Raw genomic sequence first — 22,220 nt, forward strand, 5'->3', positions numbered from 1 at the left:
TTATTCTCAATATTATTCTCATCTTTAACAACAATGAAATTATTTTTTTATGTTTGTCTGCCACTATTTTTGATGGGTTTGGGTATGCAGGCACAAAACAGTTCAATTAATATTTCTACAGCACTGTCAGAAGCGGGCAGAATAGCTACTGTAGATGAAATTTTATTAGACGGCAACGTAATAGTAACGGCACAGCCTAACGTAATGACGGTGGGCAATAACTTTATCGTTACAGTATCCGGAACTATTTCTTCCAGCCAATTAACAGTGCTGATGTATAGCGGTGAGGGTGCTTTAATATATAGCCAAACCATAACACCTACAGAAACAAACATCAACAACACAACGGTTTCCTTTAATATGTCTGCACCGTCTAATTCGGGTGTTTATCTAATCAAAGTAGTAGATATGTACGGCAAAACCGGCAGTACTAAAATTATTGTACATTGATGTTTTTTTTAGATGTATGATATAAAAAAAACAAAGCACGGTAAATTGAAACATTAAAAAGAAAAATAAAATTTACCCCATGAGTTTCATTTGTTCGGCAGTTCCATTCTTTTATATAATTCGGCAAAACGGCAGCTTTGAAGGCTGCCGTTTTCATTTTTTTTAACCTGCTGCCGCAAACGCTATAATTCCTGCGGCAATGGCAGCATTGAGCGATTCTGCTGCTCCGCTCCTTTCTATGGTAATACGCCGTTGTAACAAATTCATTACCTCCTGCGATATTCCCTTAGACTCATTGCCAACAACTAAAAACAAAGGCTTTTGCCACGCCAGAGTGCGCAAAGGCTCACCCTCCAGCACTGCCCCCCACCACGCAATATCAGAAAACTGTTGGCGGAGTGCCGATGCAGTAGTTTCAATTACAGGCACACGAGCCAGCGACCCCATGGTGGATTGCACGGTTTTGGGATTATAGGCTTCTACACAATCGTTAATACAAAATATATAAGGCATTCCGAACCAATCGGATATACGAATGATAGTGCCCAAATTGCCCGGATCTTGGATATGGTCGAGTACAAAACAAACACTGCGGCGCAAAAGCGATGCTTGCACCTGAATACGAGGCATATCCACCACCGCCAACACTTGGTTGGGGCTTTGTAATGCCGAAATACGCTCCAACTCCGCCGCCGTTATCTGCTGCAAAGGGAGTTGTGCGGCAAGGGCAGCATATTGCGAGCACCACTCGGGCAGCGCATACAACTCGCGGATATGCAAAAAATCGGATTCCAATAAATCGCGTACTAATTTATCGCCTTCGGCAATAAAACATTTTTGCTGTTGTCGTTCCTTTTTTTGATGCAAAGCCCTGACAGCCTGTATGCGTGCTTTTGATAACATAAATAAAAAATGATATTTGCAAAGTAAAGCATTTTGGCACAAAATGTATGTAATTACACCTTATCTTTGATGTGTTTTTTAGCATTTCGCAGCTATCTCCGGCAATAAATACTACAACACAATAAATTGATTTTCAATAAATTAAATCATAAAATCATTCATTATTTTTTTTGAAATAAAAATATTCATTGCCTGATTGATAAGCCATTCCACATTTTTGATACCGATATAAAACAAATAAAAAATTGTCATCTGCTGCTTTACATTATCGCGTGCCTTTGTTGGCAAAATATGCCAGCTATATAGGAGATATTTTGCTCCGGCAACACACAGATACTACCACCTCCGAAACACTTTCTTTATATGTAAGTCGGGGGCGTTTGCGCTTAGACAGCGGTGCCGCCACTTATTCTTTCGAAGACCTCTACACCACCTTTGATACCGCTTTTGCGGCGGCAGCCATCGTCCCGCAGCGCGTACAAAAAGCCTGTATTTTGGGGGCAGGTTTGGGAAGCGTTCCTTATCTGTTGGAAAAAAAATACCAACAAACTGCACACTGCTACGATGCCATAGAAAACAACACTTCCATTATTCAGTGGGCACAACGCTATATGCCCCTGCCATTGTTGCAAAAAACAAATTTTATATGCGCCGATGCTTATTCTTGGGTATTGCAAGAACAGAGTGCTTATGATTTTATCTGTTTTGATATTTTTAAGGAATTGCTCACACCGCCGCAATTTTTACAACACAGTTTTGTAGCAGCCCTCTCCGAGCGACTACAGCCCAATGGCTTGTTGTTTTGGAATATGGTAAGCCACCAGCCCGCCTTTCGCCAACAAGCTCAGGATTTTTTTGATACTTGCTTTTCCAAAATTTTCCCCCAAAGCCGCATTTTAAAAAGTGTGCATAATTTTGTGCTGTATGCCGAAAAACAAAACAAGTAATTTTAAATCATACATTCAATAAATTTTATTTATTTTTTATATAAAAAATTGGTTATCAATAATAAAAATACAATATAATTTAATATGTCCATTATCAGTAAAAAGAAAAAAACTTATCCCATCGGAAAATATTTGCGCTCGTATCTCAGAAAAAACAACCGCGAAGAAAACAATATTCATTTGGATTACTCCGATTTGCGCCGCTTTGAATACGCCCGCCCACTCCTCGACCGCCACGGCAACGACACGCTGTGGGAGAGTGTGCAATATGCTCCCAACGACCGCAAAGAAATTTTTCCTGAGCTTACCCATATCTATGCTTTGCTGCGTACCGAAGGCGACACTTCGGTGATGAAACACCTGCAAGTAGCGCGTGTAGATTATTGTACTTTCGGAAATTCCAATCCTTTTCGTGTGCGCATTGTCAATCAATACAACGATAATTATGATTATTTTTATGTAAAAACTGCCGATGCCTCCCGTATTTACGGCTTAGAACTGGAACATGTTTTATCTCCCAACCGCATCGCTTATTTGGTACAAAACAACACCCTTATAGAGGAACACATAGCCGGTATTCCGGGCGATATGTTTATCAGTAATTACCTGAATCACCCCGAAACCAATCAGGTGCGTCTGGCAAAAGAATTTGTAAAATTCAATGAGCGATGCTTGGTGCGCTTACTGGGCGATATGCGAGCCTACAATTTTGTAATAGATATTACGCCCGATTTTGACGATGTACAATACCGCATTCGTTCCATAGACTTCGACCAGCAGTCCTACGAAGGTCAAAAAGAAGTATATATGCCGCGTTTTTTTAAAGAAAATCGCCCCTTCGCCGAATTATGCGAAAAACACCTGAATGAAGCCACTATCCTGCAATATCAGCGCGAAGAGCAAAGTATGATAGCTGTACGCTGCCGTAAATCACAGGTACGCTTACAAGAATTGGAAATGTGTGCCCTCGAAATTGACCTTTCAGAGCCGGACAAAGTGCAACAACTCAAAAAAGAGTTGGCCGGTTTTTATCAAAATGATTCTTTTTTACAATGTAGCAGTATGGGAAGTATTGTAAAAGCAAGTTTGCGTAATATTTTAGATATTCACCATAAACAAGTTTTGCCTCATTAGCCTCCAAGAAATTATTTGAAGTTTATGAAAAGTATTGAAACAAGCGTAAAATATTTTGGTACAAGTTTCACTACGAAATAAATTCAGGTTTTCAGGTACTGCTCTACTTAGTTTTTATCTAAAATATAATACAGATTATAAATGAAGTTTTAAAATAGAAAAAGGCTCTTTCTTTATTGAAAGAGCCTTTTTTATTCACAGTAATAAAGCAGTTTAACGCACTAAAGTGAGGTTTCCTTTGTAGAATTTATCACTTCCGTCATCAAAAGTAACTTCAATATAAAAAGTATAAACCTCCATTTCCTGTTCGGTGTCTTTGTAAAATCCGTCCCACTGAAAGTCTATCTCATCGCTCTCATATACCTCATTCCCCCAACGGTTGAACACCGATACGTGGATCTTCGCAATATCCTTCTTGTCACTCAACTGCCATACATCATTCACTCCATCACCATTCGGACTAAAAGCAGTCGGTATATATAACTCCGGTATCTCCGGTGCTATATTGTTGCATTGCATCACCGTCAGGCTCAATTGCGCCACATCGCTGCAATCCCCGTCTGTCAAGGTATAGGTAAAATTGTAGCTCCCCACTGCCGCCGCCGTGAACAAACCGCTCACCACCGCGCCACTGCCGTCCGTCCATACGCCCCCACTGTCAGGGGTGCCGTCCATCAACGCCAACAAACTCACTTCGCCCGACTCTATGCAATGCTCCCCACTGCTGTTGATCCCCGCATTCGGCTGACCCGAAACCACCGTGTGTACACAGATACAGGTGTTGCTGTCGTAGCTGTCTGCTGTCGTGCAATCATTGTCATCACAATCAGGAACCGCTATCGGCGTATGCTCGCAGGTACAAGTATTGTCGTCATAGCTGTCCGCAGTGCCACAGTCGTTATCATCACAACTTGGCGGAGGTATCAAACTATTTACGCAGGTACAGGTCGTGCTGTCGTAGCTGTCTGCCGTGTTGCAGTTATTGTCATCGCAATCCGGTGGCGGTATTTGGGTGTTTACACATTCACATAGCACCGCATCATAGCTGTCCGCTGTGCCGCAGTTCCCATCATCACAAGCTCCCGGTGTTATCGGGTTGTGCTCACAGACACAAGTCTGTATATTATACACATCTGCCGTGTTGCAATCATTGTCATCACAATCCGGTGGCGGTAGCAGCGTGTTTATACAACTGCAAGTAGCCGCATCATAGCTGTCTGCCGTGTTGCAATCATTGTCATCGCAATCCGGTGGCGGTATCGGCGTGTTTACACATTCACAAAGCACTGCATCATAGCTGTCCGCCGTGCCGCAGTTCCCATCATCACAAGCACCCGGTGTTATCGGGTTGTGCTCACAGACACAAGTCTGTATATTATACACATCTGCCGTGTTGCAATCATTGTCATCACAATCCGGTGGCGGTATTTGGGTGTTTACACAAGTACAGGTTGTACTGTCATAGCTGTCTGCCGTATTACAATCATTGTCATCACAATCCGGTGGCGGTATTTGGGTGTTTACACAAGTACAAGTAGCACTGTCGTAGCTATCCGCCGTCTGGCAATCATTGTCATCACAACTTGGTGGTGGTATTGGCGTGTTTACACAAGTACAAGTCCCACTGTCGTAGCTGTCTGCCGTATTGCAATCATTGTCATCACAACTTGGCGGCGGTATTGGGGTGTTTACACAGGCACAAGCCGCCACATCATAACTGTCTGCTGTCGTGCAATCCTGATCATCACAAGCTCCCTGTGTTATCGGGTTATTTTCACAGGCGCAAGTCTGGGTATTATACACATCTGCCGTGTTGCAATCATTATCATTGCAATCCGGTGGCGGTATCAAAGTATTTATACAACTGCAAGTAGCACCATCGTAGCTGTCCGCTGTCTGGCAGTCCCCGTCATCACAATTCGGCGGCGGTATGAGCGTGTTTACACACGCACACAGACTGCTGTCGTAACTGTCTGCCGTCCCGCAATCCCCGTCATCACAACTGCCCGGATTTACTGCCGTGTGCTCGCAACTGCAAGTGCTGCTGTTGTAGCTGTCTATCGTGCCGCAATCCCCATCATCGCAATTTGGTGGCAGTACAGGGAGGTAGATACAGCTACACGTATTGCTGTCGTAGCTGTCGGCTGTATTACAATCCCCGTCATCGCAAACCAATGGCGGTATCGGCGTATGTACACAGGCACACGCAGCTGCATCATAGCTGTCCGCCGTGCTGCAATCATTGTCCTCGCAAGCTCCCGGTGTTATCGCATTGTGCTCACACTGACACGTTTGCGTATTATAAACATCTGCTGTATTACAGTTATTGTCATCACAATTCGGCGGAGGTATGATGGTATGGCTGCAACTGCACGTAGCCGCATCGTAGCTGTCTGTCGTCCCGCAATCTCCGTCATCACAATTTGGTGGCGATATCGGCGTATGCACACAGGTACAGGTCAAACTATTGTAGCTGTCTGCCGTGCTGCAATCTCCGTCATCACAATTCGGCGGAGGTATGATGCTATGGCTGCAACTGCACGTAGCCGCATCGTAACTGTCTGCTGTCCCGCAGTCATTGTCATCACAATTTGGTGGCGATATCGGCGTATTCTCACAGGTACAAGTCAAACTGTTGTAGCTGTCTGCCGTGCTGCAATCTCCATCATCACAATTCGGCGGAGGTATCGGCGTGTTCACACACTGACACTGTCCCTCATCATAGCTGTCCGCTGTTCCGCAATTGTTGTCATCGCAGGCTCCCGGCTCTATAGCACTGTACTCACATTCGCAAGTCAAAAAGTTATACACATCTGCCGTCTGACAATCACCGTCATCACAACTCGGAGGCGGTATTGGCGTAAACACACAAGAACAGCTCGCACTGTCGTAGGTGTCTGTCGTGCTGCACAAATTGTCATCGCATACCGGCAATGCGATCGGTTCGTGTTCGCATTCACAGATAGATGAGTTGTAGCTGTCTGCCGTCTGACAATCCCCGTCATCGCAACTCGGAGGAAGGATTGGCGTATTGATGCATAGGCAAATCTGCGCATCGTAGGTGTCTTCGGTCGTACAGTCCCCGTCATTGCACAATGGAACGATGACCGTATGCACACAGGTACATTGTGACGCTATATAGCTGTCCAAAGTATTGCAATCACCGTCATCACAACTCGGCGGGTCTATGAACTCGTGCGTACATTCACATATAAATGGATCATATACATCTAATGTACTACAGATATTGTCGTTGCAATTCGGTATCACCGGAGGTTCGCCCGCCAAACAGGAACAACTCATATCATCCCAAACCTCCAAGCCGTTGTAACAGTTCCCGTCATCACAATTCGCCGGAATAACGGGTTCTCCGGGCATACATACACACAAAGTAGCATTCCACCACTCTGCGCCGTTTGAACATTGACCATCATCGCAGCCCGGATCCGGACAGATAAAGATACACGAACCGTCTTCACAACTCGCATTCGGATTGTAATTCTCTGCCGTCGGATTCGTACAGCCCTCTATCCCCAATGCGATCGGTACCACCAAACTCTGGGCACAGGCTCCCGCCGGTGTAAACATCGCATTCACCACTGGCGGCATCGTAGATGGATTCACACTCGTCGGTGCCCAACTCCCAACAACCCCATTGGAAGAGATGATCGGTAGCGTAAATACCGCATCGCCCGGACATAAATTTGGAAAATCCGTGAAACTCGCCGTCACGACATCGGTAATTTCTATGGTCATTGTAGTGCTTTGCGCACAAGGATTGCTGCTCGGAGTGAAGGTGGCAATGACAGGGGAGTTAGCGTAGCCCGGATTGATACTCGCAGGACTCCACGTCCCCGTCACTCCGTTGTTCGATGTGACCGCAACACCAATACCCCGAACTGCTGCACAAAGGATCTATCGGCGTAAACGTCGGTGTCACCGCAGGACTCACCGTTACACTCAGGATATAGGGCTGACCGCATACCCCTGCAGCAGGAGTAAACGTATAATCAAAACTCGCCGTATTCGAAATCACTCCCGGTACCCAAGTACCCGCTATTCCGTTGTCCGATACCGAAGGCAGCACAGCTACCACTTCGCCCGAACAATAGCTGTCTGTCAGAGAAAACTCCGGCACGGCTCCCGACGTAATCGTCACATCTAATATATAGGGCAACGCACAATTGTTCGCCTGTGGCGTGAAGGTATAACTACCCGAACTGCTGTTCGATATCGCGCCCGGACTCCAGACTCCCGTTATTCCATTGTCCGATACCGAAGGCAACAAGTCCGTCGCCGCTCCGTTGCAATACGTATTCTCTATACTGAACTGTGGAACAACTGCATTTTGAATCACCACCGTCATCGCTGACGTACTCGCGCATTGCCCCCCACTCGGGGTAAACGTATAAGTCGTCGTAGCGGTATTGTTCACCGCAGGAATCCAGCTGCCCCCGATGCCATTCGTTGAAGTAGTCGGTAAAGTAATACTACCACCCGAACAAATTGCAGCAATCGGTGAAAACGTAGGGGGCGTTTGATTGTTCACCGTCACCGTCAAGGTCGCCGTACTCGCACATTGTCCACCACTCGGCGTGAAGGTATAAGTCGTGGTCGCTGTGTTATTCACCGCAGGACTCCAACTGCCTCCTATGCTGTTTGTTGAGGTAGTCGGTAACGTAATGTTGCCGCCCGAACAGATCGGCGAAAGTGCAGTAAACACCGGTAAAATACTCAAACCATTGGGTGTATAAACGCATTGACACGTAATGCTGTCATAGCTGTCATCGGTGCTGCAATCATTGTCATCGCATATCGGCGGCGGAACCGGAGTATGCTCACAGGTGCAGCTAGCCGTGTTGTAGCTGTCTTGTGTACCGCAATCGTTGTCATCGCAATTCGGTGGTGGGATCGGCGTATGCACACAGGCACAAGTTGTTGTATCGTAGCTGTCCTGCGTACTGCAATCGTTGTCATCGCAATTCGGCGGTGGTATCGGAGTATGCACACAAGCACAAGTTGTTGTATTGTAGCTGTCTTGTGTACCACAATCGTTGTCATCGCATATCGGTGGAACGCCGCTCACAACCCACACACAAGCAACCCCATCAAAAGTAGCCGTTTCATAACAGGCCAAATTCGTCGGAGCAGGTGGCTCAACACCGCTCACCTCCCAAGCACAGGTGCTTGCATTGAGGGTGGCCGTTTCATAACAGGCTAAACCACTCGGAGGGGGCGGTTGTACATTCACTGTCACCGTCATCGTCGCTGTACTCGCGCATTGTCCCGCACCAGGGGTAAAAGTATAGGTTGTCGTTGCTGTATTGTTCACCGCAGGACTCCAACTGCCTCCTATGCTGTTCGTTGAAGTCGTAGGTAAGGTAATACTACCACCCGAACAAATCGCCGCAATCGGTGAGAACGTAGGTGTAACAGGGGCATTCACCGTCACCGTTAAAGTTGCTGTATTCGCGCATTGTCCCGCAGCAGGGGTAAAAGTATAGGTTGTTGTTGCTGTGTTGTTCACCGCAGGACTCCAACTGCCTCCTATACTATTTGTTGAGGTCGTCGGTAAGGTAATGCTGCCGCCTGAACAAATCGCCGCAATCGGACTGAACGTAGGAGTCGTTGCATTGTTTACAGTCACCGTCAAGGTCGCTGTACTCACACATTGTCCCGCACTTGGGGTGAAAGTATAAGTCGTTGTAGCCGTATTGTTCACCGCAGGGCTCCAACTACCTCCTATACTATTCGTTGAGGTCGTCGGTAAAGTAATACTACCACCCGAACAAATCGCTGCGATCGGGTGAATGTAGGGGTTGTTGCATTGTTTACTGTCACCGTCAAAGTCGCCGTAGTCGCGCATTGTCCCGCACTCGGCGTAAAGGTATAAGTCGTCGTTGCCGTAGTGTTCACCACAGGACTCCAACTACCTCCTATACTGTTTGTTGAGGTCGTCGGTAAGGTAATGCTGCCACCCGAACAAATCGCCGCAATCGGTGAGAATGTAGGGGTCGTTTGATTGTTTACATTCACCGTCAAGGTCGCTGTGGTCGCGCATTGTCCCGCACTCGGCGTAAAGGTATAAGTCGTCGTTGCCGTAGTGTTCACCACAGGACTCCAACTACCTCCTATACTGTTTGTTGAGGTCGTCGGTAAGGTAATACTGCCACCCGAACAAATCGCCGCAATCGGACTGAATGTAGGGGTCGTCTGATTGTTCACCGTCACCGTCAAGGTCGCTGTGGTCGCACATTGTCCCGCACTCGGGGTAAAGGTATAAGTCGTTGTAGCCGTATTGTTCACCGCAGGACTCCAACTACCCCCTATGCTGTTTGTTGAGGTAGCAGGTAAGGTGATACTACCACCCGAACAAATCGCCGCGATCGGACTGAACGTAGGGGTTGTTGCATTGTTTACAGTCACCGTCAAAGTTGCTGTGGTCGCACATTGTCCCGCACTTGGGGTGAAGGTATAAGTCGTTGTAGCCGTATTGTTCACCGCAGGACTCCAACTGCCTCCGATACTGTTTGTTGAGGTCGTAGGTAAAGTAATACTACCACCCGAACAAATCGCCGCTATCGGACTGAAAACGTAGGGGTCGTTTCATTGTTCACCGTCACCGTCAAAGTCGCTGTGGTCGCACATTGTCCCGCACTTGGGGTGAAGGTATAAGTCGTTGTAGCCGTATTGTTCACCGCAGGACTCCAACTACCACCTATACTATTCGTTGAGGTAGCAGGTAAGGTGATACTACCACCCGAACAAATCGCCGCGATCGGACTGAATGTAGGGGTCGTTGCATTGTTCACTGTCACCGTCAAGGTCGCTGTATTCGCACATTGTCCCGCACTCGGGGTGAATGTATAGGTTGTCGTCGCTGTATTGTTCACCGCAGGACTCCAACTGCCATTAATACTATTGGTAGAACTCGTCGGCAAGGTAAATGAACCGCCTGAACAAATCGCCGCGATCGGACTGAACGTAGGGGTGACAGGGGCATTCACTGTCACCGTCAAGGTCGCCGTATTCGCACATTGTCCCGCACTTGGGGTGAAGGTATAAATCGTTGTAGCCGTGTTGTTCACCGCAGGACTCCAACTGCCTCCTATGCTGTTCGTTGAGGTAGCAGGTAAGGTGATACTACCACCCGAACAGATCGCCGCGATCGGACTGAACGTCGGGAGTGTCTGATTATTTACATTCACCGTCAAAGTCGCCGTAGTCGCACATTGTCCCGCACTTGGGGTGAATGTATAAGTCGTTGTAGCCGTGTTATTTACCGCAGGACTCCAACTGCCCTTAATACTATTTGTTGAACTCGTCGGCAAGGTAAATGAACCGCCTGAACAAATCGCAGCGATCGGACTGAACGTAGGTGTGACAGGGGCATTCACTGTCACCGTCAAAGTCGCTGTACTCGCACATTGTCCCGCACTTGGGGTGAAGGTATAGGTTGTCGTAGCTGTATTGTTCACCGCAGGACTCCAACTGCCCGCCTATACTATTCGTTGAGGTCGTAGGTAAGGTAATGCTGCCGCCCGAACAAATCGCCGCAATCGGTGAAAACGCCGGGAGTGTCTGATTATTTACATTCACCGTCATCGTTGCTGTGGTCGCACATTGTCCCGCACTTGGGGTGAAGGTATAAGTCGTTGTAGCGGTATTGTTCACCGCAGGACTCCAAGTACCGCCTATGCTGTTTGTTGAGGTCGTCGGTAAAGTAATACTACCACCCGAACAAATTGCTGCGATCGGACTGAACGTAGGGGTTGTCTGATTATTCACCGTCACCGTCAAGGTCGCTGTGGTCGCACATTGTCCCGCACTTGGGGTAAAGGTATAAGTCGTTGTAGCAGTGTTGTTCACCGCAGGACTCCAACTGCCTCCTATGCTATTCGTTGAGGTAGCAGGTAAGGTGATACTACCACCCGAACAGATCGCCGCGATCGGTGAAAACGTCGGAATCGTCTGATTATTTATATTCACCGTCAAGGTTGCCGTAGTCGCACATTGTCCTGCACTCGGGGTAAAGGTATAAGTCGTCGTAGCGGTATTGTTCACCGCAGGACTCCAAGTACCGCCTATGCTGTTTGTTGAGGTCGTCGGTAAAGTAATACTACCGCCCGAACAAATCGCAGCAATCGGACTGAATGTAGGAGTCGTTTGATTGTTTACATTCACCGTCAAGGTCGCCGTACTCGCGCATTGTCCCGCACTCGGTGTAAAGGTGTAAGTCGTCGTAGCCGTGTTGTTCACCGCAGGACTCCAACTGCCTCCTATGCTATTCGTTGAGGTAGCAGGTAAGGTGATACTACCACCCGAACAGATCGCCGCGATCGGACTGAACGTCGGGAGTGTCTGATTATTTACATTCACCGTCAAAGTCGCCGTAGTCGCACATTGTCCCGCACTTGGGGTGAATGTATAAGTCGTGGTCGCCGTATTGTTCACCGCAGGACTCCAACTGCCGCCTATACTATTTGTTGAGGTCGTCGGCAAGGTAAATGAACCGCCTGAACAAATCGCCGCGATCGGACTGAACGTAGGAGTGACAGGGGCATTCACATTCACCGTCAAGGTCGCTGTACTCGCACATTGCCCCGCACTCGGTGTAAAGGTATAAGTCGTTGTTGCCGTAGTGTTCACCGCAGGACTCCAACTGCCACCTATACTATTCGTTGAGGTAGCAGGTAAGGTAATGCTGCCCCCCGAACAGATCGCCGCGATCGGACTGAACGTCGGGAGTGTCTGATTATTTACATTCACCGTCAAGGTCGCCGTAGTCGCGCATTGTCCCGCACTCGGGGTGAAGGTATAAGTCGTCGTAGCTGTATTGTTCACCGCAGGACTCCAACTGCCATTAATACTATTGGTAGAACTCGTCGGCAAGGTAAATGAACCGCCTGAACAAATCGCCGCAATCGGTGAGAATATCGGAGTCGTCTGATTATTCACAGTCACCGTCAAAGTCGCCGTAGTCGCACATTGTCCCGCACTCGGGGTGAAGGTATAGGTTGTCGTCGCTGTATTGTTCACCGCAGGACTCCAAGTACCCCCTATGCTGTTCGTTGAGGTAGCAGGTAAGGTAATGCTGCCCCCCGAACAGATCGCCGCGATCGGTGTGAATGTAGGAGTCGTTGCATTGTTTACATTCACCGTCAAGGTTGCCGTAGTCGCGCATTGTCCTGCACTCGGGGTGAATGTATAGGTTGTCGTCGCTGTATTGTTCACCGCAGGACTCCAACTGCCACCTATGCTGTTCGTTGAGGTAGCAGGTAAAGTAATGCTGCCACCCGAACAAATCGCTGCTATCGGTGTGAACGTTGGCGTAACAGGGGCATTCACCGTCACCGTCATCGTCGCTGTGGTCGCACATTGCCCCGCAGCAGGGGTGAACGTATAGGTTGTCGTTGCCGTAGTGTTCACCGCAGGACTCCAAGTACCCGGTATCGGTGGACTGTTCGTTGAGCTTGATGGCAAAGTGAAGGAGCCGCCTGAGCAAATTGCCGCTATCGGACTGAACGTAGGGGTGACAGGGGCATTCACCGTCACCGTCAAGGTTGCTGTATTTGCACATTGCCCCGCACTTGGGGTAAAGGTATAAGTCGTTGTAGCTGTATTGTTTACCGCAGGACTCCAAGTACCCGATATCGGTGGACTGTTCGTTGAACTCGACGGTAAGGTGAAGGAGCCACCCGAACAGATCGCCGCGACCGGTGTGAATGTCGGGGTTACTTTCGGGTTCACTGTCACCGTCAAGGTCGCCGTATTCGCGCATTGTCCCGCAGCAGGCGTAAAGGTATAGGTCGTCGTTGCGGTATTGTTTACCGCAGGACTCCAACCGGCACCTAGGACTGTTTGTTGAACTCGATGGCAAGGTAATGCAGCCGCCCGAACAAATTGCCGCTATCGGACTGAATGTAGGGGTGACAGGGGCATTCACCGTCACTGTCAAGGTCGCCGTATTTGCACATTGCCCCGCAGCAGGCGTGAATGTATAGGTTGTCGTCGCTGTAGTGTTCACCGCAGGACTCCAACTGCCATCGTGGACTGTTCGTTGAACTCGACGGCAAAGTAATTAGCCGCCTGAGCAAATCGCCGCAATCGGACTGAACGTAGGGGTAACTTTGGGGTTCACCGTCACCGTCATGGTCGCTGTATTTGCACATTGCCCCGCACCAGGGGTAAAGGTATAAGTCGTCGTCGCCGTAGTGTTCACCGCAGGACTCCAACTACCCCTATCTGGACTGTTTGTTGAGCTTGACGGTAAGGTAAGGAGCCGCCCGAACAAATCGCCGCTATCGGGCTGAATGTAGGGGTAACAGGGGCATTCACCGTCACCGTCAAGGTCGCTGTAGTCGCACATTGCCCCGCACCGGGGTAAAGGTATAAGTCGTTGTTGCTGTATTGTTTACCGCAGGACTCCAACTGCCCTATACTGACTTCGTTGAACTCGCCGGTAAGGTGAAGGAGCCACCCGAACAGATCGCCGCGACCGGTGTGAATGTCGGGGTTACTTTCGGGTTCACTGTCACCGTCAAGGTCGCCGTATTCGCGCATTGTCCCGCAGCAGGCGTGAATGTATAGGTTGTCGTTGCTGTATTGTTTACCGCAGGACTCCAACTGCCGACTATGACTGTTCGTTGAACTCGATGGCAAAGTAATGGTGCCGCCCGAACAAATTGCCGCTATCGGAGTGAATGTAGGAGGGTGACAGGGGCATTCACCGTCACCGTCATGGTCGCTGTATTCGCACATTGTCCCGCACCAGGGGTAAAGGTATAAGTTGTCGTCGCTGTAGTGTTCACCGCAGGACTCCAACTACCACCTATCGGACTGATCGTTGAACTTGATGGCAAAGTGAAGGAGCCGCCTGAACAAATTGCCGCTATCGGACTGAATGTAGGGGTGACAGGGGCATTCACCGTCACTGTCAAGGTCGCCGTATTTGCACATTGCCCCGCAGCAGGCGTGAATGTATAGGTTGTCGTTGCTGTATTGTTTACCGCAGGACTCCAACTACCACCTATGGGACTGTTCGTTGAACTAGACGGCAAGGTAAAGCAGCCGCCCGAACAAATTGCCGCTATCGGACTGAATGTAGGGGTCACAGGGGCATTCACCGTCACCGTCAAGGTTGCCGTATTCGCACATTGTCCCGCACTCGGGGTAAAGGTGTAAGTCGTTGTAGCTGTAGTGTTCACCGCAGGACTCCAAGTACCCGGTATCGGTGGACTGTTCGTTGAACTTGATGGCAAAGTGAAGGAGCCGCCCGAACAGATCGCCGCTATCGGACTGAATGTAGGAGTCACAGGGGCATTCACCGTCACCGTCAAGGTTGCTGTATTTGCACATTGCCCCGCAGCAGGGGGTGAAAGTATAGGTTGTGGTCGCAGTAGTGTTCACCGCAGGAGTCCAACCACCCGGTATCGGTGGACTGTTCGTGGAACTCGACGGCAAGGTGAAGGAGCCGCCCGAACAAATCGCCGCAATCGGACTGAACGTAGGCGTAACAGGGGCATTCACTGTCACCGTCAAGGTTGCTGTATTTGCACATTGCCCCGCAGCAGGCGTGAATGTATAGGTTGTCGTTGCTGTATTGTTTACCGCAGGACTCCAAGTACCCGGTATTGCGGGACTGTTCGTTGAACTTGATGGCAAAGTGAAGGAGCCGCCCGAACAAATTGCCGCTATCGGACTGAATGTAGGGGTGACAGGGGCATTCACCGTCACCGTCAAGGTTGCTGTATTTGCACATTGCCCCGCAGCAGGGGTGAACGTATAGGTTGTCGTTGCCGTAGTGTTCACCGCAGGACTCCAACTACCCGGTATCGCAGGACTGTTCGTTGAACTTGACGGCAAGGTGAAGGAGCCGCCTGAGCAAATCGCCGCGATCGGACTGAATGTAGGCGTTACAGGGGCATTCACTGTCACCGTCAAAGGTCGCTGTATTTGCACATTGTCCCGCACCCGGGGGAAAGGTATAGGTTGTTGTCGCTGTAGTGTTCACCGCAGGACTCCAAGTACCCGGTATCGGTGGACTGTTCGTTGAACTTGATGGCAAAGTGAAGGAGCCGCCTGAGCAAATTGCCGCTATCGGACTGAACGTAGGGGTTACTTTCGGGTTCACTGTCACCGTCAAGGTTGCCGTATTTGCACATTGTCCCGCACTCTGGGTAAAGGTGTAAGTTGTTGTCGCTGTAGTGTTCACCGCAGGACTCCAACTACCTGGCATCGCGGACTGTTCGTTGAACTTGATGGCAAAGTGAAGGAGCCGCCTGAGCAAATCGCCGCTATCGGTGAGAATGTCGGGGTTACTTTCGGGTTCACTGTCACCGTTAAAGTTGCCGTATTTGCACATTGTCCCGCACTCGGGGTAAAGGTGTAAGTTGTTGTCGCTGTAGTGTTCACCGCAGGACTCCAAGTACCCGGTATCGGTGGACTGTTCGTTGAACTCGACGGCAGGGTGAAGGAGCCGCCCGAGCAAATTGCCGCTATCGGACTGAACGTAGGGGTTACTTTCGGGTTCACTGTCACCGTCAAGGTTGCCGTATTCGCACATTGTCCCGCACTCGGGGTAAAGGTGTAAGTCGTTGTAGCTGTAGTGTTCACCGCAGGACTCCAACTACCCGGTATCGGTGGACTGTTCGTTGAACTTGATGGCAAAGTGAAGGAGCCGCCTGAGCAAATTGCCGCTATCGGACTGAATGTAGGCGTTACTTTCGGCATTCACCGTCACTGTCAATGTCGCTGTATTTGCACATTGCCCCGCAGCAGGGGTGAATGTATAGGTTGTCGTTGCCGTAGTATTCACCGCAGGACTCCAACTACCCGGTATCGGTGGACTGTTCGTTGAACTTGATGGCAAAGTGAAGGAGCCGCCCGAACAGATCGCTGCTATTGGACTGAACGTAGGGGTGACTTTTGCATTAACGGTTACCAAAAAACCAATAGGATTACCCGGACACCCACCTCCAGGAAGGTTGGGGGTAACTGTAATTACACTCGTCTGCGTAGTAGCTACATTAGGACCTGTATAATCTGCAATATTTCCAGTGCCACTCGCTCCTATTCCTGTATTAACATTATTATTTGTCCATGAAAATGTAGCATTAGCAGGTGTTCCACTAAATACAGGCATATTTACTGTAGTACCGGCACAAGCCGTAACATCAGCCGGATCGACAACCGTTGGTTTAGGATTAATTGTAACCGTGAATGCCACAGAATTACCTGCACAACCATTTAATGTGGGGGTGATAATAATATTGGACGTTTGTGCAGTAGATACGTTGGGTGCTGTATAATCTGCGATATTTCCTGAACCGCTGGAAGCAATACCCGTAGCTGTATTCGTATTAATCCAAGTAAAAGTAGCACCCGCCGGTGCGCTGCTAAATACCGGCATATTCACCAAAGCTCCTGCGCAAGCACTTACATCTGCGGGGTCTGTAGCTACAGGTTTGGGATTTACTGTAATTGTGATAGGTACTACATCGGTACAACCACTCGCAGTTTTTTTCACATAATAAGTGGTAGTGACGGTTGGTGTTACTACTGAACTTGCTATTTGATTACCGGCAGTAGGCGGATTGCTGGTATGGTAAGTATAAGTACCCGAAGTATTATTAGCATCAGTGATATAGTTTGCTAAATTAACACTTGTACCTGAACAGATAGCTGCCGGCGGGCTGGCTACCAAATCGGGCTGAGGCTGATTACAAGGGCAAGTAGAAGTAGAAAAAGCATTTAAGATAGTAACTGTAAAGTTCGTAGTAGCATCGCAATTAGAATCAAACTGATACCATCCCCCTGAATTACCATCAGCAGTTGCAGTAAAGCTAATAGTTTCCATAAAATTACTTTGCACAGGATTAGTAGGACAATATTCTAAGTGAAAGCTAAAGGTGAAATCACAAGGAGTGTCTTGAACACAAGTGCAATTTCCAGAATTATATGTTTCGTCAGTGTTACAATTTAAAGAAGAACAAAATGGAAAAAATCCTTCATCTGCCGGATGCACAAAATATCCACAATCATATCCCCAATTGTTACCAGGATTAGAATTTTGAGGGTTAGGTTCATTATAAGTATCACCATCATCACACCCTCCAGGTACACTACTATTATCATTTCCTGAAGTATCATAGTAATACCCCGCTCCATAAGAAACTCCTGAACACGCGCCTATTACACCATTAGGCATAAACATAAAACCAGGTGGCACACTAGCTTGCGTAGCCGTCCAACCAGGACCAGCATTGAAAGACACCCCGTGCAACCAATTGACTGTTGTGCCTTGATCCCAGTCAAAATCAAATGTAAGATCTATACTCACTTCACCTGGACCTATGGCACTCACCATCAAATTAGGTGCACTTCCTGTTGCTGTATTATCTATAATGTTCGCATTTGTAGCAGCCGTAATGACGGCGGAAGTATTACAAGATGTACAAATTGTCCCCGCACAGTTCTGAGCGACTATCTTAATTTTGCAAAAAAATAAGCAAATAAACAAACATGCGTAAAATCTATTCATAACTTTTTCAAATTTTATTTTGAAACAATCCTTTAGGGTTTAAATTAAAAATGAATAATTTTTCTTCAAAAAGCATTGAAGAAAACCAAAGGATAATAAAAATTTGAAAAAGCAAAGCACTTGCAAAACCATTCAAACAATGGCTTTACAAAAAATGGTAAAGGTAAATTAAAAGAAAGCTTAAGTAAAAGTGTATTCTATAATAATATAATATTTTTGTTCGCCGAAATATAGATATTTTTTAAATAAACAAATATTTTTCTGTTAATTTTTTAATTATTTTTTTTATAAACATAAAAAAAATAAATCATTTGTAACACAATGTATATACAAAACTTAAATTATCAAAAGTATATTTTACGGTTAAATACAAGGCATCTTTTTCCAAATAAACAGTATAATATTCCTGCGCCGTTAAATGTGAATAATGTAACTGAACCTGTATGTCTTTTTTAAAATTCAGTCCTTGTCGCTGCTGCCATTTGTAGGCACTTTCTTTAATACTCCAAAGCAAAGTGCATTTTTTTATGTCATTACCTGCCCATTGCAACTCTGCCTCATTCATAAAACGCTCCCGCACTCGCCACGCCTGCTCCGAAATCTGCTCTGCATCTACACCCACTACCCTATTTTTTGCCAACGCTACCACTACACAACTATCGGTATGGCTCACAGAAATATGCATATCATTTAGTTCTTTTATAAGAGGCTTTTGCTGCTCATTATGTTGTATGCGGTAAAATTTTTTATTCAAAATATAATACAACAAACCATGTGCCGCTATTATTTCGCGCTGACGTTTTGGGTGAAAAGAGGCAATTTCCTGTTTCAGCGTATGCGTTGCCGCCTCTGAAACGGGCAGCAAATTCCATAATTGCTCAATATTTTCGCTTATTTCCCAAAAAGCGAGCAATATATCATCAGGAAAATATATTATTTTTTGCAAAGGCATAATACAATAACTATATGTTTGTAGATAGAGACAACAAACAAATATGACAAAATATTGTAGATTTATTATCAGCGCATTTTTTAAAATTTTATTTCCATCAGATGTTACACTTCCAAATCAGTCAGGTATTCAAAGGGCATCGTGGTGCCATTTTTTCATTACTGCCCCTTGACGAGAATACTTTTTTGGCAGCCGACGGCAACGGCGCAGTAGTACAATGGAATACCAACTCCCCCGAAACGGGCTTGCTAAAAGTGCAAGTACCTTCCGCCATTTTATCTATTGCTCGCCACCGCCACCAACTTTGGATAGGCACCTTAGCGGGTACACTTTACGGAATATCATTGACGCAGCTAAAATCAGAGCATCAAATACCGTATTTTTCGGGCAGCATCTATATTGTTCAATATATTGATAATCAAATTATTACGGGAAATTACAATGGAAAAATACAGATTTTAGATGCCGAAAATTTACAAATATTACGCACTATATCGCTGAGTACAAAAAGCATCAGATCTATTTTACGCGATACCGTCCACAAAGAATGGATAGTAACTTGCAGCGACAGCAAAGTCTATATTTTGGACGACAGCACCTTTGAAACCAAACAAGTACTTCTTTTTCATCAAGACTCGGTATTTTGTGCCGCACTGCTGCACCAGCAGCGCATTTTGTTGTTAGGCTCCAAAGATGCCCGCTTATCCGTATGGCGGAGAAGCGACACCGACTGGCAATTAGACCATGTAATACCTGCTCATTTATTCACCATCAACGATATTGCGGTATCGCCTTCGCAGCGCGTATTTGCCACTGCTTCGCGCGACAAAAGCATCAAATTGTGGAGTGTCGACAACTTTGAACTGCTCAAAGTAATGGACATTAGCAAAGACCCGCAGGCGCATCTTCATTCCGTAAATCGTCTGCTGTGGCTCGATGAACATACTTTATTGTCAGCTTCGGACGACCGCCACATTATCCAGTATGTCGTACAATGATGTGCTTGTATTTTTAGGTATTTTATTGTGCGGTTCATTTGTTGTATTTTTGTGTTTATGATGCAAGAAATTTCTTTAGAATCGGCGCAAGCCGCTATGAAAAAATATTTCGGCTACGAGCAATTTCGTCCTTTGCAGGCAGAAATTATCACTGCCGCCCTGCAACAGCGCGATGTGTTGGTACTGATGCCCACCGGCGGCGGCAAGTCGCTGTGTTTTCAGATTCCGGCACTCATTTCCGAAGGATTGGCAGTAGTGGTGTCGCCGCTCATTGCCCTGATGAAAGATCAGGTAGAAGGCTTGATAGCCAACGGCGTAGGGGCTGCTTTTTTGAACAGTACCCAACAATTGGACGAACAGCAGAGCATTGAGCAGCGCATTTTGGAAGGTGATATTAAATTATTGTATGTATCGCCCGAAAAGTTGCTCTCGGAGGCTTTTTTGGTTTGGCTCAACAAAATAAAAATCAGCTTTTTTGCGATTGACGAAGCGCATTGCATATCGGCGTGGGGACACGATTTCAGACCGGAATATACGCAGTTGCGCTCGCTCAAAGAACGTTTTTCCAACACACCGCTGATGGCACTCACCGCCACCGCCGACCGCCTCACCCGCACCGACATTATGGCGCAGTTATGTATGCAAGAACCCGCCGTTTTTATCGCCTCTTTTGACCGCCCCAATTTGAGCCTCACCGTATTGCCCGCACAAAACCGTATGGCGATGCTGCTGTCTTTTTTGGAAAAAAGGAATAAACAAAGCGGCATTATCTATTGCCTCAGCCGCAACAGCACCGAAGACATCGCCGAAAAATTGCGCAAAAACGGTTATCGCGCTGCTCACTACCACGCAGGTATGCCCACAGATGAGCGCAATTGGGTACAGGAAAATTTTATCAACGACAATATTCCCATTATTTGCGCCACCATTGCTTTTGGTATGGGCATCGACAAATCCAATGTGCGTTTTGTGGCGCATTATAATATGCCCAAGAATATGGAAGGCTATTATCAGGAAATAGGACGTGCCGGAAGAGACGGCTTGCCTTCGGATACTTTGTTGTTTTACAGCTACGGCGATGTGATAAAGTTGCGCAACTTTGCGGCAGAAAGCGGGCAGCAAGAAATACAATTAGCCAAATTGGAGCGCATGCAACAATACGCCGAAGCGCAGATGTGCCGCCGCAAAATTTTATTGCATTATTTTGATGAGCCTTACGAAAAAAACTGTGGTAATTGCGATGTATGCCGCAATCCGCCGCACTATACTGATGGAACGATACAGGCACAAAAAGCATTGTCGGTGGTGGCACGCAGCCGCGAGCAAGCCACTTTGCAGATGGTAATTGATATTTTGAGGGCTTCGGTAAAGCAGGAATTGTTGGAAAAAGGGTTTCATTTGCTGAAAACCTACGGTGCAGGGCGCGATGCCACCGCCGCCGACTGGCAAGTATATCTTCAGCAGCTCATACATTTGGGCTTATTGCGCATTGCTTACGAAGACCATAATTATCTCAAAATTACCGAGTTGAGCAAAAAAGTTTTGTTTGAAGGAGAAAAAGTGCAGTTGGTATCGCCCGCCGACTGGCGCAAATCGTGGGAATTGGAAGAGGCAAAACCCGCCGCCAAAGCTCCGCGCCAAAAAGTGCGCGACGAACTCTTCGAGGCACTGCGCACACTGCGCAAACAAGTAGCCGATGAAGCGAACATTGCGCCTTATTTGGTATTTTCAGATGCCACGCTGATGGAAATGGCTGCCGAAAAACCCCTCTCGCTTGCCGATATGCGCTTGATTTCGGGCGTGGGCGAGCGCAAATTAGAGCTGTACGGCGACATTTTTATCCAAGAAATTTTACAGTTTATTTATCAAGCCAACAAAAAAAACAATACTGCCGCTTTGGGGGTAAATACCAAAACCATCAGCCTCACGATGTTTCAAAGCGGAAAGAATGTGGCGGATATTGCCCGCGAGCGCAACATCACAGAAAACACCGTACACACTCATTTATTGGAACTCTACCGACAAGGAGCAGCCATAGACATTGAACGAATTGTACCCAAAAACATATTAAATACCATTCAGCGGGCAATTCGGGAGGTGGGTGCAGAAGGAGGCAGCACCGCTATTTTTAAACACCTCAACGAAACCTGTACTTACGAGCAAATTCGCTGGGCTTTAATGTATCAAACTTCGATTGGACTTTTCTATACAACGAAAACAAAAATTAGAGCAATCTCTATTTATACAAAAAAGCACTTGCCCTTTATTTGAAAGCGCAAGTGCTTTTTTATATT

The 22,220-nt window shown here is 47.2% G+C and carries 16 protein-coding genes; 5 read left to right on the top strand and 11 right to left on the bottom strand.

All coding sequences use genetic code 11. From position 1 onward, the window contains the following. Positions 1–33 precede the first annotated feature (33 nt). Positions 34–450 (top strand): T9SS type A sorting domain-containing protein, encoded by a 417-nt coding sequence (locus IPL35_17245; GenBank protein MBK8445031.1) that lies wholly within the window; start codon positions 34–36, stop codon positions 448–450. Between the two features lie 162 nt (positions 451–612). Here the strand turns inward: IPL35_17245 and IPL35_17250 are convergent, their stop codons facing one another. Continuing rightward, on the bottom strand, positions 613–1,353 hold the full coding sequence (locus IPL35_17250; GenBank protein ID MBK8445032.1) for an RNA methyltransferase: 741 nt from the start codon (positions 1,351–1,353) through the stop codon (positions 613–615). A gap of 245 nt (positions 1,354–1,598) precedes the next feature. Between IPL35_17250 and IPL35_17255 the strand changes: the two genes are divergently transcribed. Together IPL35_17255 and IPL35_17260 are read left to right on the top strand one after the other, a co-directional pair. After that, positions 1,599–2,300 (top strand): class I SAM-dependent methyltransferase, encoded by a 702-nt coding sequence (locus IPL35_17255; GenBank protein MBK8445033.1) that lies wholly within the window; start codon positions 1,599–1,601, stop codon positions 2,298–2,300. Positions 2,301–2,384: 84 nt separating this feature from the next. Further along, positions 2,385–3,434: a hypothetical protein gene (locus tag IPL35_17260; GenBank protein ID MBK8445034.1), complete on the top strand. Its 1,050-nt coding sequence runs from the start codon at positions 2,385–2,387 to the stop codon at positions 3,432–3,434. Between the two features lie 213 nt (positions 3,435–3,647). Here the strand turns inward: IPL35_17260 and IPL35_17265 are convergent, their stop codons facing one another. From IPL35_17265 to IPL35_17310, 10 genes are all read right to left on the bottom strand, one after another. After that, positions 3,648–7,295 carry a gliding motility-associated C-terminal domain-containing protein gene (locus tag IPL35_17265; protein ID MBK8445035.1) on the bottom strand — a complete coding sequence of 1,216 codons (3,648 nt, stop codon included), beginning with the start codon at positions 7,293–7,295 and terminating at the stop codon, positions 3,648–3,650. Then, positions 7,249–9,363, bottom strand: coding sequence for a hypothetical protein (locus tag IPL35_17270; GenBank protein ID MBK8445036.1), 2,115 nt, complete (start codon positions 9,361–9,363; stop codon positions 7,249–7,251). Before IPL35_17270 ends, IPL35_17265 begins: the two co-directional genes overlap by 47 nt. A gap of 1,379 nt (positions 9,364–10,742) precedes the next feature. Next, positions 10,743–13,184, bottom strand: a complete 2,442-nt coding sequence (locus tag IPL35_17275) for a hypothetical protein (protein MBK8445037.1) — start codon at positions 13,182–13,184, stop codon at positions 10,743–10,745. A gap of 101 nt (positions 13,185–13,285) precedes the next feature. Further along, a complete protein-coding gene (locus IPL35_17280) occupies positions 13,286–13,669 on the bottom strand; it encodes a hypothetical protein (GenBank protein ID MBK8445038.1) in 384 nt (127 codons plus the stop codon). Further along, entirely contained in the window at positions 13,653–14,195 is a 543-nt protein-coding gene (locus IPL35_17285; protein MBK8445039.1) for a hypothetical protein, read from the bottom strand. The genes IPL35_17280 and IPL35_17285 overlap by 17 nt, the downstream gene beginning before the upstream one ends. After that, a complete protein-coding gene (locus IPL35_17290; GenBank protein MBK8445040.1) occupies positions 14,126–14,548 on the bottom strand; it encodes a hypothetical protein in 423 nt (140 codons plus the stop codon). The genes IPL35_17285 and IPL35_17290 overlap by 70 nt, the downstream gene beginning before the upstream one ends. Further along, the gene (locus IPL35_17295) at positions 14,484–15,395 is read right to left on the bottom strand and encodes a hypothetical protein (GenBank protein MBK8445041.1); all 912 of its coding nucleotides are present in this window, start codon (positions 15,393–15,395) and stop codon (positions 14,484–14,486) included. The genes IPL35_17290 and IPL35_17295 overlap by 65 nt, the downstream gene beginning before the upstream one ends. A 249-nt stretch (positions 15,396–15,644) precedes the next feature. Next, complete coding sequence (locus tag IPL35_17300; protein ID MBK8445042.1) at positions 15,645–16,166, bottom strand: hypothetical protein; 522 nt, start codon at positions 16,164–16,166, stop codon at positions 15,645–15,647. After that, positions 16,063–17,976: a hypothetical protein gene (locus tag IPL35_17305; GenBank protein ID MBK8445043.1), complete on the bottom strand. Its 1,914-nt coding sequence runs from the start codon at positions 17,974–17,976 to the stop codon at positions 16,063–16,065. Before IPL35_17305 ends, IPL35_17300 begins: the two co-directional genes overlap by 104 nt. A 307-nt stretch (positions 17,977–18,283) precedes the next feature. Then, positions 18,284–18,928, bottom strand: a complete 645-nt coding sequence (locus IPL35_17310; GenBank protein MBK8445044.1) for a 4'-phosphopantetheinyl transferase superfamily protein — start codon at positions 18,926–18,928, stop codon at positions 18,284–18,286. Between the two features lie 101 nt (positions 18,929–19,029). Between IPL35_17310 and IPL35_17315 the strand changes: the two genes are divergently transcribed. Further along, positions 19,030–19,926 (top strand): hypothetical protein, encoded by an 897-nt coding sequence (locus IPL35_17315; GenBank protein ID MBK8445045.1) that lies wholly within the window; start codon positions 19,030–19,032, stop codon positions 19,924–19,926. Between the two features lie 60 nt (positions 19,927–19,986). Further along, positions 19,987–22,197 carry a DNA helicase RecQ gene (recQ, locus tag IPL35_17320; protein MBK8445046.1) on the top strand — a complete coding sequence of 737 codons (2,211 nt, stop codon included), beginning with the start codon at positions 19,987–19,989 and terminating at the stop codon, positions 22,195–22,197. The last annotated feature ends 23 nt before the right edge of the window (positions 22,198–22,220 follow it).

This window comes from Sphingobacteriales bacterium, assembly GCA_016711285.1.
Lineage (GTDB): Bacteria > Bacteroidota > Bacteroidia > Chitinophagales > UBA2359 > JADJTG01.

What these genes read in the sequence shown, in the direction of transcription:
- IPL35_17245 (MBK8445031.1), top strand. Translation starts at nt 34, where the DNA reads ATGAAATTATTTTTTTATGTTTGTCTGCCACTATTTTTGATGGGTTTG.
- IPL35_17250 (MBK8445032.1), bottom strand. Translation starts at nt 1,353, where the DNA reads ATGTTATCAAAAGCACGCATACAGGCTGTCAGGGCTTTGCATCAAAAA.
- IPL35_17260 (MBK8445034.1), top strand. Translation starts at nt 2,385, where the DNA reads ATGTCCATTATCAGTAAAAAGAAAAAAACTTATCCCATCGGAAAATAT.
- IPL35_17285 (MBK8445039.1), bottom strand. Translation starts at nt 14,195, where the DNA reads ATGTGCGAATACAGCGACCATGACGGTGACGGTGAATGCCCCTGTCAC.
- IPL35_17300 (MBK8445042.1), bottom strand. Translation starts at nt 16,166, where the DNA reads ATGCCGAAAGTAACGCCTACATTCAGTCCGATAGCGGCAATTTGCTCA.
- IPL35_17305 (MBK8445043.1), bottom strand. Translation starts at nt 17,976, where the DNA reads ATGAATAGATTTTACGCATGTTTGTTTATTTGCTTATTTTTTTGCAAA.
- IPL35_17310 (MBK8445044.1), bottom strand. Translation starts at nt 18,928, where the DNA reads ATGCCTTTGCAAAAAATAATATATTTTCCTGATGATATATTGCTCGCT.
- IPL35_17315 (MBK8445045.1), top strand. Translation starts at nt 19,030, where the DNA reads ATGTTACACTTCCAAATCAGTCAGGTATTCAAAGGGCATCGTGGTGCC.
- recQ (MBK8445046.1), top strand. Translation starts at nt 19,987, where the DNA reads ATGCAAGAAATTTCTTTAGAATCGGCGCAAGCCGCTATGAAAAAATAT.